This window comes from Seonamhaeicola sp. ABD4_340 (genome assembly GCF_056312135.1).
The window spans coordinates 3,336,820-3,353,792 of record NZ_CM149981.1; the positions used below are offsets into that span (position 1 = coordinate 3,336,820).

Genomic DNA, 16,973 nt, shown 5'->3' on the forward strand with positions numbered 1-16,973 from the left:
TTGCCATCAATTTAAACAACGCATTAATGAATACAAATCAACTAAAACGCTTCGCACAAGCCGCACGCTTAAAACTTCTGGACCAAATTGGCGCAAAACTCGAAAAAGTACTCACTACCGATTCTGCAGAGTTACGCGAAAAAGCCAACCAAATAAAACAATTACAAGAAGCTATTAACAAAAGCAGCAAACAAGAGGTGATTGATACGGTGGCCTATACGTGGTTCAACCGTTTGGTAGCCTTACGTTTTATGGATGTAAACGGTTACGAACCCATAGGTATAAATATAGTATCTCCTGCAGGCAATGCTACATTGCCGGAATTGTTACAAGAAGCCAAAGCAGGAAACATTCCAGAAGAGTTACCGGTAAACCACCAACGCATTTACCAAATACTAGATGGCACCATACCAAGTACCAATGCCCAAAACGAAGCCTACAGAGAGTTATTAGTTGGGGCTTGCAACCATTTGCATACCGTGTTTCCATTTTTGTTTGAACGTATCAACGATTACTCGGAGTTACTTTTACCAGACGACCTTATCTCTAGCTTTTCTATTATAGAAGACATTAAACAAGGGATGCCACCAGAAGACTGCCAAGAAGTAGAAATTTTAGGATGGTTGTACCAGTTTTATATTTCGGCATTGAATGAAAAACTCATCAGTTCTAAAAAGAAATATGCTAAAAACGAATTAGCACCTGCATCACAACTATTTACACCTAAATGGATTGTGCAGTATATGGTAGATAATACCTTGGGGCAAATTTGGTCTGAAATTCGTCCAGATTCTAAAGTGATGGACTCATTAGAGTTTTACATTAAACCAACCTATACCGATAAATTACAGAAGCGCGAAGCCAAAAGTATTGAAGACATTAAGTTTTTTGAACCTTGTGTAGGCTCTGGACATATTTTGTCCTATGCATTTGATGTATTTTACAAAATCTACGAAGAAGAAGGCTACAATCCTTCTGAAATACCAAAACTCATCATCACCAAAAACCTATATGGTGTAGATATAGACCAACGTGCAGCACAAATAGCCTCTTTCGTCTTGTTGATGAAAGGTCGCCAAAAGCATCGTCGTTTTTTACGTACTGTAGAAAAAGAGCATATAGAACCTAATATTTCTTTTTACCAAGATTTTGAGTTCGATAACAAATTTAAAAATGCCACAGCACTAGGCTCTTTAATATCGGTCGAGCCAAAAGAAGTCACCGACTTTAAAATTGAACCGAACTCATTATTTGCAGAACGTCAACAAGAAGTTTTTAAACTGTACAAATTATTAGGACAACGTTATGATTGTGTGGTAACAAATCCGCCATACATCAGTTCTTCTCGTATGGAAGGCAGTTTAAAACAGTTTGTAGAAACCAATTACCCAGAAACCAAGTCAGATTTATTTGCAACCTTTATATTACGTTGTTTGGAGTTATGCGATGGCGATGGCTTAACGGGTTATATGACCCCTTTTGTATGGATGTTTATTTCCAGCTACGAAAAATTAAGAGGTGAAATTATTGCGAAACATTTTATTAATAACCTCATACAATTAGAATACTCTGGTTTTGATGGTGCAACCGTACCTATCTGTACATTTACCTTAAGACGATTAAATATAGATAACGCAAAAGGAAGCTATATTCGTTTAAGTGATTTTAAAGGTTCACAGAACCAAGCACCTAAAACATTAGAAGCGATACAAAATAACAATTGTGGTTGGTTTTTTAGAGCGAATCAAAGAGATTTTGATAAGATTCCAAGCTTTAAATTAGGGTATTGGCTCAAACCAAATACCCTAGAAGTTTTTGAAAATAATTCCCTGTGGGAAGATAATGCAGATTTCAAATTCGGTATGTCAACTGCAAACAATGCTAAATATATTAGAACTTGGCAAGAAATAATATTAAATGATTTTAAAAAATTTAATGGAAATAAATGGTTTCCAGCAAATAATGGTGGTGAATATAGAAGATGGTATGGGAATAGAGAAGATGTTCTTTTCTGGAAAAATAACGGTAAAGAATTAATTGAAGGTAATGGGACTATAAGAAACAAGCAATTTTATTTTAAAGAAGGAATTAGTTGGACATCAATTTCATCTTCAACAATTAGTGTTAGGTACTTTGAAGAAGATTTTGTGTTTACTAGTGCAGGGTTTTGTGCATTTGCCGAAGATAAAAAAGATTTATTAAAATTAGTTGGATTCTTAAATTCAAAAGTTGCTTTAAATCTACTTGAAGTTTATTCGCCAACTTTAAATTTTAATGTAGGTGATATCCAAAAATTGCCTAATTCAAATAGAAATGTTTCTGAAAATATAATATTGGAATCCATTAATACAGCTAAAAATGATTGGAACTCAAGAGAAACCTCTTGGGACTTCTTGCAAAACGAACTCATACGCATTAAAGGACAAGACCTCGAGGAAGCCTATGATAGTTACTGCCACTACTGGCAAAATAAGTTTATGGAGTTGCACAAAAACGAAGAAGCCCTTAACAAACAGTTTATAGACATTTACGGCTTACAAGACGAGCTTACACCAGACGTTCCGCTAGAAGATATTACCATTTTAAAAGAAGAAACCAGCATTGTAAACAACCAATTGGTGTTTAATGCCAAAGAGGTATTACAACAATTTGTAAGTTATGCCGTAGGTTGTATGTTTGGGCGTTACAGTTTAGACCAACCAGGTTTAATCCTCGCTAACCAAGGTGAAACTTTAGAAGATTACCTTAACAATGTCAGGTCGAGCGCAGTCGAGACCTCGTTTATGCCCGACGACGACAACATCATCCCAATCCTAGACAACGAATGGTTTGAAGACGACATCGTAGGGCGTTTTTACGAGTTTTTAAAAGTCACCTTTGGCAAACCCAATTTTGAGAAAAACCTAGCCTTTGTAGAAGAGTGTTTGGGTAAAGACATCCGTAAATACTTTTTAAAAGATTTTTACAATGACCATTGGAAACGTTATAAAAAGCGACCTATTTATTGGTTGTTTAGCTCACCATCGGGTGCTTTTAGTGTGTTAATCTACATGCATCGCTACACACCAGACACCTTAAACCAAATTTTAAACGGGTATTTAAAAGATTACCGAGAAAAACTAGCGGCTGAGTTAGAAAGACAAGCCCATATTAAAAACGTAGGAACCGCAAGAGAGCAAACCCTAGCGCAAAAAGAAGAAGACCGCATACACAAAGTATTACTAGAATTGCAAGAATACGAACGCGAACTCTACAAACTGGCTACCGAGCGCATCAGCATCGATTTAGATGATGGCGTATTGGTAAACTATAACAAATTTGGAACAGTCATCAAACAAGTAACTGGCCTAAACGATAAAAAAGCCAAAGAAAAAGTGAGAAAGTTTGATTGGATAGATGTAACGGAGATTAGGTAATTAAATAAATTATGAAATGTAATTGTGGTTCAGACATGAGATTGGTTTTTTATATACCGAGAGAAAGCAAAAATTATCGCTTTTTTTGGGGATGTGAACAGTATCCTAATTGCAGGAATACCAAAGACTATATTTCTGGAGGGATTCAATTAAGTATAGCTGAAAGAGAAACGATGGATGCCATTCAAATAATTAAAAATGGATCAGTTGAAGAAAAGGGTTCAATGATTAATGAAGTTAGGGTTCAAATGGTGGAGATTCTCAATCATTTTATTGAATGTACTTGGGGAGCTCATTACATGACCTTATTAAATGAAATAATTATTCCCTATTTAGATAATCCGACGGTTCTTAAATATGTTTTGAAAGGTCCTGTAATTTCTGAAAACAAAGGAAATGTATTTTTTGGGGCTAGTGGTTCAAAAATGTTCAATGAATTATTGTATTGTCTAAAAAGAGTTAAGAGTCCAGAAATTCAAAAGTTTTTAAATACGGAGTTTAAGTAAGCAGAAGTATAAATCAGTAAATGCAAAATTAAAAACATGAGCAATATTATAATATATCCTTTTGCAGAACAAAAGCAAATAACTAAAAACCCAATTAACATTGGGATAGATTTGGGTACTACCTATACACTCATGGCAACCGTAGATGCTGCACATGTAGATTTTAATAAAACCAATCAAATCCCTGTTCAATTCGTGAGGTTTCCTCAATACAGTCCATTTGAATACGATCAAACTATTGAAGATGAAAAATTAGCTTCTATAGTGGCTTTTTACAATGGTAAACCTTATGTAGGTAATAATTTATACCATTTAAAGGGACATCCTGATTTTGTTTATAAGAAGAATATATTTTACCACTGGAAAGTAGAAATGGGTGTAGACCACCACCCGTTATATCCAAATGCTATAAACGAGAAATTGGATATGCCTTTTAAAATTGCAGGAGGTATTATGAATTACATGCGTAAGATGTATAATTCAGGTAGTGATTACGGTCTAGAAAACACCATTATTACAGTACCTGCTTCCTTTCAAGCCAATCAGCGAAAAGATACCTTAAAGGCAGCTGAAATGGCGAAAATCAACACCAATGAGACGATGCTTATTGATGAACCTAATGCGGCATTTCTAGGCTTTTTTAACCGTTTAATGGATACTGAAAAAGAACGTTGGGCTAAACAAGTTAAGAATAAAAATGTGTTGGTAATAGATTTTGGTGGTGGTACATTAGATTTATCATTATTAAATGTAGATTTTAGACGTGATTCTGGCATTACAATAAGTAATGTAGCCATTTCAAGATATAATGATTTAGGAGGTCAAGATGTGGATTTATTAATTGCAGAAGAATATCTTTTACCAAAAGTTATTAAAGTCATCCCTAATTTTGACAGTTTAGATATTAGTGAGGTTAGAAACACCCTTTTACCGCAACTAACCGTAATTGCTGAAGACCTAAAGATAGGCATTTGTAATGCAATGAGTCTAAAAGCTGGAAGTGGTAATGTTAACGACTTGAATCTTTCAGAGATTAAAACAACTAGAGATAATAATATAGTTACCCTTAATAATCAAGAATACAATCTTGGAGATATAAAATTAACCGCTGAAAAATTTCAAGAATTATTCGTTAAATTTTTTAGAGGTAAAAATTATACATTCAAATATTTTGATAAAACCATTACCACAATTAGCAGCTCTATTTCTGAAATTATAGAAAAAGCAGACGAAACTCTAGATGCAGTAGATTTTGCTTTGTTAGTGGGTGGTAGTTCATTCAATCCTTTACTAGGAGCATTAACACAAGAAAAATTATCCAATGCTAAATTATTGGTATCACCAGAACCAGATAAACTAGTGGCTGAAGGAGCTGCGGTTTATTCGTATTTTGTAAATCAATATGGGGTTTCATTAATTAGTCCTATTACCAGTGATAATTTAGGGGTACGATTAAAAGGAAATCGTTTTTACCCCATTATAGAACGCGGACAATCGTTGCCTCAAAAGGTAGAAATCCCAGATTTTAAATTACAATCTAATATGATTTCTGAAATTATTGTTCCGGTATGTATAAACGGAGCAGATTTTCCTATTGGAGAAATTCGCTGTGCTTTAAATAAATTCTATGATATAGACACTATAGTAAAGATAAAAGCAGAAATAACTACAGACAAAGTATTTAAGATGCAGGTACTTGTTGATAATGAAATTATTGGTAATGCAGAGTTTGATAATCCGTATGCTATTGGTAAATTAACCGAGGAACAATTAGAAGTATTCCAAGCACAGTCTAATCTTAACAAAGCCAAACAAGCAAAAAACACTTCGGAAGAAAAACGTTTATTAAAAACACTTATTGATAAACATTATAAAGCCAAAAATTATTTAGGAGCTCTAGAAAATGCTGAAGTTTATATTAAAAGGTTTGATGACCAGGACAGTTGGGTGTGGAATATGATTTACATCCTTAATTCGCGTTTGGGGCGTTTAGGTGCAGCTAAAAAAGCATTAGAACGAGCTATAGAAATAAACCCTACGGAACCAGCATGGAGACATAATTATGCGGTTTTATTGCAAAAAAGTGATACAAAAGCGTCTTTAGACTATTTAAATAATCAACCCAAGCATATTAAAGAAGACACCACTGTTAGATGCAAATTAGCACTATTGAAAAAGGAGGTCAATAATGATGATTCAGAACTGCAAAGAATAGCACAAGAATATAAAAATAATCCTGCTGGTTTTTCAGATTTTGACAAGCGCGTATTGCTTAAGGAAATTTTTAGTCAAGTTGGTGAACCTTATGCATATGTTGACCCAAAAACGAAACGAAGAAAAGAAGATGAGGGAAAATATTTAGATATGAATAACCTTCCATTTTAAAATATACCAATATGTTTTTAATACCTTATAATAGATTATCAGAAGAACAAAAAGGAATTGTTAGAAGAATTTCACGTGAACAACAAAACCTTTTCGTTGAAGGTCCCCCAGGATCAGGAAAAACCCTAATTAGTCTATATACATTACGGGATATGGTAGAAGAAGGAACCATTAGGCCGCTACTTTTAATGTATAACCACAGTTTATTTGGTTATTTAAGAACAGCAATGCAAGAATTAGAGATTTCTGATAATATTACCATTGCTACCAAAGATAAATTCTTTTGGAATTTAGCGAAAGAGAATGGTATAAAACATAATGGAGGTTCATACGAAGAAAAATACGACGCTCTTTTATCTAAACTACTGGGATGTAATTTAAGAAGAAGCTATGATGTTACAGTCGTTGACGAAGTACAAGACTTAAACCCAAAAGAATGGTTACTCGTAAAACGATTATCTAAAAGAATAACATCTCTAGGTGATTTTAATCAAGGTATTTATGAAACAAAATTGACTAAAAATGAAATTGTAGGTCAAGGTTTGATGGAACGGTTAACCAAAATATTTAGATTCCATAAAAATATTGCAAAAATAGCAGCACTATTTTCAAGGACTAATGATAATTTAGAGGCTAAAGTTACAAAGTTATCACAAACGCAACCACAAATAATTCAAGTAGATAAATCGCAAGAATACCCTAAAATTAAAGAAATTTTAAATTCTTTAAAAAACATGAGGCAACGCATTGGCGTAATTTCCCCAGATAAGGACTTACTAAAAGATTTATCTGTTTATTTATCAAGTCAATCTGTAGAGTTTAACTATTATCCAAAAAACCAAGATTTAAGAGAGCATGATTTCACATCTACAGTTCCATTATTAATTTCAAGTTATAGTGCCAAAGGTCTTGAGTTTGAGCACGTCATTTTATTTGGGTTTAATAACAGTAGCAGTATGGTATTAAAATTAAAAAATGAAAATAGATTAAAGGATGTGCTATATGTAAGTATCACTAGAACAAATGCCAATTTATACATTATTAAAACTACAGATACCATTTCAGAATTGTCCAATATTAATTTATTTAACAATACGACACCGACTAAAGTTATTGATGATTGGTTTTAAATAAGTAAGCTATGGAACAAAAAATATACATCTCGCTAAAAGAGGCTGAAAGCCTTGTTTTTAATAAAATCATTATTCTACCAGAAACACGATTAGGTATTGAACGTGCTCAAAAAGATTGGAGTATTGCTATCTATATTAAAAATAAACCCTTTACGGAATATGCTAATCAAATAGTACTAGTTGCTGGTGCTGTTTTAAAATTTGAAATACCATCAAAAGAAGAAAACCTGTTCCTTAATCACTTTAGAGTCCCGAAAGGTTTATTGGTTTTAGCAGATAGAAAATATAGGGAAAGTAAAGATGCAGATAAGGGGTTCAACTTTCCAGACGAATTAGATTATGCTAATGAAATAAAGTCTTTCAAGTTTATAAGAAGAGGTTTGATGCAATGTTTTGCTATCGCTGTAAACAATTCAATATCTAAAGAGTTTTCGAGCGAAGTCTATAAAAACATAAATAATCTTACTTTTTCAGAATTCAACTTAAATCTTATAAAAGAGATTCTTTTAAATGAATTTTATCCAATCAAAGAAAGAAATGATGGAAACTTTTATGCAGAATCTGTAAAAAGATTTAATTGGTTTGGAGCATATATTTTTAATGAATTTCCTGAAATAAAAAAGTTAAATGAGAATGATTTAAATGAAGCTAGACAATGGTTTTTAAATTTTAAAGACAAAGAAAATTCAAAGTCTATTCAAAAAGCAATTTCGAATGTTCCTGACATCTTTTTCGAAGAGTTTGAATTTATTTTAGGATATTATGTGGCTGCTTCATTTTATGAAGAGGCCAATATCGGTGACGATTTTTACAATGTCATTCTAGCAGAACTTAAAAAAATAAAGCTAGAAAAAAATAGTAAAGTTTTATATTGGTCAATCTTTTTTCAAGCGCTATTTAAAGATGATTTAGACTTCCTGTATGTAATTGCATCTTATCAAAAACAACAATTAATACTTGAAAATAAATTATTACAGCTGCTATTTTCAGAAATTGAGCCTTTTAACGCAACATTCGAAATAGTAGAGGTTCAAAAAAGACAGGCGTTAGCAGAATATCTACAACTTCAAGATGGTGGAGAATTGATAGAACCTACTTTTATAACAGAAGAAGATGAAATAGAATTATTGAAAAATAACTTTAGCAATCAAAATATATTGAACATAGGAGTAGATACAGGTGCACATTCATCTTTAAATTTCTTATTCCCTACTAAGTGTACTATAAATAGCATGGGGTTTTCATTAAATTTAAAATCAAAACCATCTAACGTGACTTTTTATATAAATGAAAATAGTGAAGTTAAAAATTGGTTAAAAGAATTAAAAATAAAAACAAAACCAATTTCAAAGCTTATTGATAATAACAAAAAAGCTTTAGTTGGTTTCTTATTACCTGAATCCTATGAAAGGAGTTTGTTAAAGGTATATGAATGGATTCTTCAGAATACAGATAAATCTACATCTATAAAAACAATTGTAATTGTATTGCTTGTAGATGAAGAGGTTGAATATATACAGTCGCCAGAATTTCAAAATAAAAAAATTGAAATGGAAAAATTTTTAAAATCTAAATTTAGTGAGAATACATCAGTATTAGTTAAAAATGAGCGGATAAAATCCGATGGTGAAATAAAAAGAAATTTAAAACATTTACTAGAACAGTTTAGTATAAAGGATATTGAATTGATAAATGAGAGCATTGATCATAAAATTCGCAATTGGATATTAAGTGTAAACAATGAATTTATAGTCGATTCTGATATAAAAAACTATTACACATTTTTAAATAAATGAGCAAAAAAATACAAGAGGCTTTAGAGCACAAATTCAAATCACACGACGTCATATTTTGGTATGACGAAAACAGTGAGTTGAAAGAAGATTTTGAAGGTTTAGCATTTAAAAACATAGAAAAAATTCATGTAAATGGTAATGAATTTGAGGTAAAACACCGTATCACTACTAAAAACAGTGAAGACAAATACCTACTCTATTTTAATACAAAAAAACCAAAAAACAACGAAAACTGGTTGTTAGATTTAGAATTGGCGTACCACCAATTCCATACAGATCAAGAAGCCATTATATTGCAAGAATTAGGATTAGACTTCCATTATAAAGCATTAGTGGCAAAACACCTATTATTCTTTAAATCAAAAGAGCGTTTAGACAATTTAAAAAGTCTATTAGGCGATGGTGATGGCCATAATGATATCCGATATAAAATGCTGGCGGTAGTATTTAATACAGAACACGTTAACCTAAACACCTTTATACATGCACATGGTACAGCGTTTGCTAATGGCAACGAAAAAATGGATCGTGATCTGGAGCGCTACAATTTAGTAGACTTCTATTGGAATGAAATTCATGACAAGTTTAAATACACAAACAAAGCACCTAAAATATATGACTTTTTAATTGAGGCATTTTCAAATAGTGTTATTACGAATGAAACATCTAAATTATCAAAAGAATCTAAATTGTTGTTATCACTTTGGAAAGATACGATCACCTATCGTACAGGGTTTAATGCAATTTCAGATAAAATTGCAGTAGACTTAAATATTGAAGACCAATTAAACAGCATAAATCTCGAAACAATTCTCGAGGAAGATCTATTTAAGTTAATTGATAAAAAAGTAATTTACGAATTGGTATATAGGTTAATTAATGAGGATGTTTCTAATGACTTTATTCAAAACAGTATCAAATCTAGAGAAAACAAATTTTGGTACACAGCGTTTGAATCCTATTACCAATGCATTGTATTTGCATCACAATTACAGCATAAAATAAAAACCTCAAAAAGCAATTTTAAATCCATTGCCAATGGCCTACAAGACTATACCAATACGCATTATGAAATAGACTATTTGTATCGAAAATTCATATTGTGGTATAGAAAATCAAACCACGATAGTATTTTAGGAGTATTGGCAAATACTATAGAAAAATTATACACCAACACCTGGTTATTAAAATTTAATAACCAATGGCAAGAGGTTATTAATAATGTAGATACTTGGCCTGTTAACGAAAGTTATGCACAACGTCAATTCTATCAACAACACGTAAAACCTTTTGTGGATAAGAACCAACGTGTTTTTGTGGTGATATCTGATGCCTTACGTTACGAATGTGGCGCGGAGTTAAATAACCTTTTAGTAAAAGAAAATCGCTATGATGCTTCAATACAAGGTATGGTAGCTTCTATACCTTCTTATACACAATTAGGTATGGCGTCATTGCTTCCTAATACAGAAATAAAAATTGATGCAGGTAGTGATGCTGTAAGTGTGGATGGTATGTCCGCTTCTGGGGTTGTTGGAAGAGCTAAAATTTTACAACAAAATTCAGAAGCAAGAGCAACTGCAATTAAGGCGGACGACTTTATGCAATTGAATGCCAATACAGATGGTAGAGAATTTGCAAAGCAATACGATGTTATTTATATCTACCATAATAGAATTGATAAAACAGGCGATGACAAAACAACGGAAGATAAGGTGTTTGATGCGGTTGAAGATGAATTGGACTTCTTTATGGAAGTGCTCAAGAAAATTGCCAATATGAATGGTAATAACATGCTTATCACTTCAGATCATGGTTTTCTATATCAATATCAAAATATTGATGAAAGTGATTTTATGAAATTAGACGTCAAAGGAGAGATTATTAAACACAATAGACGTTTTGTTTTAGGCAATAATTTAATCGCTAATGATACTCTAAAACAGTTTACACAAAAACAATTAGGACTTACAAGTTCTGGGGATGTTTTAATCCCAAAATCAGTAAACCGACTGCGTGTAAAAGGAGCAGGTTCTAAATTCGTTCATGGTGGCAGCTCATTACAAGAAATTATTATTCCGGTAATAAAGGTCAACAAAAAAAGACAGGACACCACATCATCTGTAGAAATCGATATTATTAAATCAACAGATAAGATAACAACCAATTTGTTGCCAGTATCATTTATTCAAATGAATCCAGTAACGAAAAATAGTTTAGGCAGAACTATACGTGCAGCCTTATTCGCCGAAGATAATACGCTTTTAAGCGACCATTTTAAATACGTATTTGATAGCGAAGACGAAAACCAAAGACAACGTGAGGTGAAACATAGATTTCAATTAACCGCATTGGCAAGCGGTAAATATAAAAACCAACGCGTAAAATTAGTCCTCGAAGAACCTATGGAACGTTCAAATAAATGGAAAGTATATAAAGAATATTATTACACCTTAAACATTTCGTTTACAAACGATTTTGACGGTTTTTAACTAGCAACTAGCCGCTAGTACCTAATAGCTATTGAATATGGAAAAATTAAATGAAAAAATAAACACCCACTTCGCAGGTAAAGTAGTCCGTAAAGATCTTACAAAACTGGTTAAAGGTAATGCTATTGTACCCACTTACGTTTTAGAATACCTATTAGGTCAATATTGTGCAACCGATGATGAAGAAACGATTATTCAAGGTGTTGAAACGGTCAAAACTATTATTGCAAAACATTTTGTACATCGCGAGGAATCCCAAATCATAAAATCAATTGTTCGCGAAAAGGGATCTCATAGGATTATTGATAAAGTGGCTGTACAATTAAATGATCGTCAAGACAGATATGAGGCGTCGTTCGCCAATTTAGGTCTGACTAGAATCCCAATTTCAGATAGCATCATAAAAGAACATCAAAAATTGTTATCAAGTGGTGTTTGGTGCATCCTTACTTTGGGGTACACACCTTCTGAAGAGCGAGACCAGGTGCCTTGGTTCGTTGAAAGCTTAAAACCCATTCAAGTATCCAATGTAGATATTGAAGACTATAAAAGTACACGTAAACAGTTTTCAAAAGAAGAATGGATAGACATGCTAATGCAATCCATTGGTTTAAATCCTAATGAATTTACATTTAGATCAAAATTATTGCAACTCACACGTTTGGTGCCTTTTGTGGAAAACAATTACAACTTAATTGAGTTGGGTCCAAAAGGAACAGGTAAATCTCATATCTATTCTGAAATGTCACCACACGGCATTTTGATTTCCGGAGGTGAAGTGTCCAAAGCCAAATTATTTGTAAATAATAGTACTGGGGAAATTGGTTTAGTAGGCTATTGGGATGTTGTTGCCTATGATGAATTTGCAGGTAAAACAAAACGAGTAGACCGTGGTTTAGTGGATATCATGAAAAACTATATGGCAAACAAGTCATTTTCTAGAGGAACACAAGTATATGGGGCGTCCGCATCTATGGTATTTGTAGGGAATACAGATCATTCAGTAGCCTATATGCTAAAGCATAGTGATTTATTTGATGCACTACCAAAAGACTACTACGATACCGCTTTTTTAGACCGAATGCATGCGTACTTACCGGGTTGGGAAGTTCAAAAACTACGTAACGAAATGTTTACTTCAGAATACGGTTTCATAGTAGATTATCTCGCTGAAATATTAAAAAACTTGCGTAAAGAAGACCGTACTCATGATTACACGAAGTTTTTTGAATTATCTAGTTCTATAACAACTCGAGATAAAACATCCATCGCAAAAACCTATGCAGGTTTAATTAAAGTCATTTATCCAGATGATGCGTATTCAGAAATGGAAGCGAAAGAAATATTAGATTTTTCAATCGAAAACAGGAAGCGCGTTAAAGACCAATTGCGTAAAATGGATGAAACTTTTGAAGAGGTAGATTTTAGTTATGTGAGTAAATCTACAGGAGAATCATTTGCTATTGAAACTTTAGAAGACATTCAACACAAACTAAAGCCAGTTGTTTCTGAAGGAAATGAGAACCAAAAGGTTTCAAATAAAAGTATTAATAAAACACAAGAAGGTATACAATTAAATCCTGGTCAAAAAATCATTAGAGATAACCAAACAGGAGTTTCATATGATAATTTATTTGGTGGGTATCTGTTAAATAGCTCAAATATTAAACTTGTAGATCCATACATTAGGCTACCGTATCAATTAAGGAATTTAATGGAGTTTGCTAAATTAATAGCAGAAAAGAAAGAAACAGATGCAGAAGTCAAATTACACCTAGTTACAAGCAATAATGAAGATTATATAGAAAATGTTAAAGAAGCATTTGACCAAATGACCTATTCTTTAGAAGCTTTGGGCATTATATTTTCTTATGAATTTGACGATTTCATTCATGACAGGTCAATTACATCTGATAATGGCTGGAAAATAATATTAGGTAGAGGTTTAGACATTTGGCAAAAAACAGGTGGCTGGTATGATATCAGTGAATATGTACAAGAACAACGCATTTGTAAAGCTTGTGAGATAACATTCGTGAAGGAAGCATAATTTGTTTGTATTCTACTTTAATTTGTGAATAACTATTTAGAAGAAAGTAAACAGTTTTGCATAATTTCGAAAGCACAATAAATTGAGTTAAAGGAGCTTTAAGTTAAATAGTAGAACTCATAAAATTAACTTAAAAGTGAAATAAATTTGTAAATTAACTTATAAGTGAATAACTTTGTACACATAAAACCAATAGCACAATACAAAAAAGTAAGCTACTATTCGGTATGTATTTATGATAATGAACAATCTTTATTTGAAGGTTTTATCAAAGACCATACAAAAACGAACGAAAAGAAGTTAGTTCATATACTTAATTGGCTAAAAGTTATAGGAAACAAATATGGTGCACAAACACATCACTTTAGACCAGAAGGAGAAACAGCCGATACCTCTGCACTACCACCCAAAGGAATTGACCGTAAACCTCAATATACAGAACATGGTAAAAAGAAAGCAAACAATCTGCGATTATATTGTTTAAGAGCGAATGAACACGTTGTTTTTCTTTTTAGTGGAGATATTAAAACAACTAAAAAAGCACAACACTGCCCCAATGTTAAAAGTCATTTTAAATTGGCAAACCAAATTACGAAAGCAATTGATAACGCTTTTATAGCTAAAGAGATCACTTGGAATGATGATTGCACACAAATAGAATGTAACGAAGATTTTAAAATCTATTTCTAAACACACACTATGAAATTCCCACAAAACAACATAATAGATAATTGGTTAAATGAAAATGGTAATCCTGAAATAGCAAGATTGGTAGAAAAAAACCTTGCTTTAACAGAAAAAATTAATTCCATTTTAAAAGATCGTGGTATTAAAAAAGGTGAATTTGCTGAAATGTTAGGCAAAAAACCTTCTGAAGTATCTAAATGGTTATCAGGTGCTCATAATTTAACAATGAAAAGTATTAATAAAATGGAGTTTGTTTTAGGTGTCGATTTAATCAATATCGAACCTATTACAGAGGTTAAATATGTGTATTTAGGTTCTATACAAGGTGGAGAGCTTGAAGAAGCAATAAATGATTATGAAGATTCTAATTACAATATTGCTATGTAATGTCAGAAGTTAAAATAAATCCAGAAAAATTACACCTCTTTCATATTAACATTATTGAAAGTTCAATAAAAGATTTACCAAACAAAGGTAAGGTCCCTTTTAGTATTAATGTGGCGCATAAAACAATGCACAATTTAAAAGATGAACGTATTAAAATAGGTCTGTTAATTGACCTCCAAACGAAAAGTTCTGAATCAAATAATGCAAATGCCCATTTTAATATAGATTTTCATTTTCAAATAGAAGAATTAAAAAATTATTTTGAATTAAACGAAAAGAACGAACCAATTTTTGCAGGTTTATTAATTGCAACACTATTAGGCGTTAGCTTTTCAACAGCAAGAGGCATTATTTACGAGCGATTATCAAATACAAATATGCAAGGAATTATTCTACCTGTTGTATCGCCTCAAAAAATGCTTTCGCAACAAATGAAAGAAGATCATAAGTAATTATTCCCCCGCAATCCAAAACCCGGATCGAGCATATAGAATCTATCCAGTGGATAGGTTTAACGAAGAGGCCAGCTGGCGTGGTGGGTTAAACTATTTTATTTTTTAGTCCCCACAACCCAAAACCCAGTTTTCTCGCTTGCCCTGGCTTGAGCCTGTCGAAAGCTCAAAACCCTCTGTCTTTTGTGTTGTTCCGCTTACCTTAGAAGTTTAGCGTTTTTTTAGTCGTTAAGGTAATAGCATATTGCAATTTGGTTTTTCATAAAATCAAACCAAAATACAATAAGCTATTCATCTATTATGGTATCATAAAAACCCTAAACTTCCCCAAGCTATGTTACATAATACAAGTTATAGTAGCAAACGGCACTATTCAAAGGTTTGCTATCGCAGTTTTAATGCATTTTGTAGCTATAACTGGTATTATGTAAAATATCCACTCTCCATCCGCACAAATCGGAACTAAAATTAAACAGTGGATATTCACGAGTACATTAATTTAAAATAAAAATAACACGAGCTAAATATCGGCTTGCCTACACTCAAATTTGAACTTAAACATAAACTTTTCGTTTCTTTGAAATTATAAAACCACTTTTCCCCACCACCCAAGTCAGCGGTTATAAAAAAATAGGCATATAAAATGTATTTATACGCCATAGCACATTACTTTTTTCGTTCCTTAAAAAGCAATAAGCTATTGTCTAAAAGTCCTGTATAAGTAGCTTGTTTAAATGCTGTTTTATCAAACAACTATTTAAAACGCTACACATACACACGCTTCATCCAACGCTCAAATACGAACTGAAACCTATTTTTTTAAGTGTTAATTCCCCTAAAAGTGTTTCCCTTTTTTAATTAAATAATCAGATGCTTGTTTTTCAATATCATCTTGTGTCCAAATCTTATTTTCCAACACCCAAGTATTTATAGTTTCCTTATCAAAATAAAGTCTTTTACCTCTTTTAGAATGCGGTATTGTATGGCTGCTTGTAAGTTTGTATATATGCGATTTTGATAAACCTAAATAATTTGAAAGCTGTTCTATATCCATAATTTTAGTAGTAATGAAGTTGGTTTCTTTTGCACCAATATTTGCATAAATGTTTATAAGTAAATTTTCAATGTGCTCTAATCTTTCATTAATAATGTCAAAAGGATTTTCCATAATAAGTAAGTCTATAATTAAGTAGAAAAATAAAAAAAGGAAGCAAATATAGGTAGCTACCTAAAGCCAACGCGCAATGCAATAAAGGTCAAGCCCTACGGGTTTTGAATAAAACTTTTTTTAAAGAAACTCTTTTCGCCTGTTTCAACATTTTTGCATAAAAAACTTTTATACAAAAACCTTGACAGCATCACCCACGCTACCTTAACATCCGCTTTCCTTTTTTCTTTTCTTTTTAAAAATTTATGCAAAAGAAAAAAGTCCAATCGATAAGACTGGACTTTGATGAATTCAGTAAAGGTTACCAATCAAAACTGAATAGCTTTATTTTTTAGGTTTTGTTAACCATTTTAAAAAGAGGGATACAGAAAAACTCACCGTAGCACCAACGACTGCTAAAATAACAGTTTTTAGAATATCTTCCGAAAAAATATTCGGTACGATACTCAATAAAGTACCAGACGTGGTGCCTACTTTAAGTGAAAGATCTGTTTTCATGAT

The 16,973-nt window shown here is 32.2% G+C and carries 12 protein-coding genes; 10 read left to right on the forward strand and 2 right to left on the reverse strand.

Features of this window, described 5'->3' with window-relative positions:
• The first annotated feature begins 26 nt into the window (after positions 1 to 26).
• The 10 genes from pglX (at position 27) to ACYX4H_RS14495 (ending at position 15,304) form a co-directional block, all read left to right on the forward strand.
• On the forward strand, positions 27 to 3,416 hold the full coding sequence (gene pglX / locus ACYX4H_RS14450; protein WP_476236971.1) for a BREX-1 system adenine-specific DNA-methyltransferase PglX: 3,390 nt from the start codon (positions 27 to 29) through the stop codon (positions 3,414 to 3,416).
• Positions 3,417 to 3,427: 11 nt separating this feature from the next.
• Positions 3,428 to 3,922, forward strand: coding sequence for a hypothetical protein (locus ACYX4H_RS14455; protein WP_476236972.1), 495 nt, complete (start codon positions 3,428 to 3,430; stop codon positions 3,920 to 3,922).
• A 36-nt stretch (positions 3,923 to 3,958) separates the two neighbouring features.
• The gene (locus ACYX4H_RS14460) at positions 3,959 to 6,307 is read left to right on the forward strand and encodes an Hsp70 family protein (protein ID WP_476236973.1); all 2,349 of its coding nucleotides are present in this window, start codon (positions 3,959 to 3,961) and stop codon (positions 6,305 to 6,307) included.
• A gap of 11 nt (positions 6,308 to 6,318) precedes the next feature.
• Entirely contained in the window at positions 6,319 to 7,437 is a 1,119-nt protein-coding gene (locus ACYX4H_RS14465; RefSeq protein WP_476236974.1) for a UvrD-helicase domain-containing protein, read from the forward strand.
• Positions 7,438 to 7,448: 11 nt separating this feature from the next.
• Entirely contained in the window at positions 7,449 to 9,236 is a 1,788-nt protein-coding gene (locus ACYX4H_RS14470) for a hypothetical protein (protein ID WP_476236975.1), read from the forward strand.
• On the forward strand, positions 9,233 to 11,728 hold the full coding sequence (pglZ, locus tag ACYX4H_RS14475) for a BREX-1 system phosphatase PglZ type A (RefSeq protein WP_476236976.1): 2,496 nt from the start codon (positions 9,233 to 9,235) through the stop codon (positions 11,726 to 11,728). The genes ACYX4H_RS14470 and pglZ overlap by 4 nt, the downstream gene beginning before the upstream one ends.
• Positions 11,729 to 11,765: 37 nt before the next feature.
• The gene (gene brxL, locus ACYX4H_RS14480; RefSeq protein WP_476236977.1) at positions 11,766 to 13,778 is read left to right on the forward strand and encodes a BREX system Lon protease-like protein BrxL; all 2,013 of its coding nucleotides are present in this window, start codon (positions 11,766 to 11,768) and stop codon (positions 13,776 to 13,778) included.
• A gap of 165 nt (positions 13,779 to 13,943) precedes the next feature.
• Positions 13,944 to 14,468: a hypothetical protein gene (locus ACYX4H_RS14485; protein ID WP_476236978.1), complete on the forward strand. Its 525-nt coding sequence runs from the start codon at positions 13,944 to 13,946 to the stop codon at positions 14,466 to 14,468.
• 9 nt (positions 14,469 to 14,477) lie between these two features.
• Positions 14,478 to 14,852: a helix-turn-helix domain-containing protein gene (locus tag ACYX4H_RS14490; RefSeq protein WP_476236979.1), complete on the forward strand. Its 375-nt coding sequence runs from the start codon at positions 14,478 to 14,480 to the stop codon at positions 14,850 to 14,852.
• A complete protein-coding gene (locus ACYX4H_RS14495) occupies positions 14,852 to 15,304 on the forward strand; it encodes a hypothetical protein (protein WP_476236980.1) in 453 nt (150 codons plus the stop codon). The genes ACYX4H_RS14490 and ACYX4H_RS14495 overlap by 1 nt, the downstream gene beginning before the upstream one ends.
• A gap of 835 nt (positions 15,305 to 16,139) precedes the next feature.
• Here the strand turns inward: ACYX4H_RS14495 and ACYX4H_RS14500 are convergent.
• Positions 16,140 to 16,472, reverse strand: coding sequence for a helix-turn-helix domain-containing protein (locus ACYX4H_RS14500; RefSeq protein ID WP_476236981.1), 333 nt, complete (start codon positions 16,470 to 16,472; stop codon positions 16,140 to 16,142).
• A gap of 324 nt (positions 16,473 to 16,796) precedes the next feature.
• The gene (locus tag ACYX4H_RS14505) at positions 16,797 to 16,970 is read right to left on the reverse strand and encodes a hypothetical protein (RefSeq protein WP_476236982.1); all 174 of its coding nucleotides are present in this window, start codon (positions 16,968 to 16,970) and stop codon (positions 16,797 to 16,799) included.
• Positions 16,971 to 16,973: the final 3 nt, after the last annotated feature.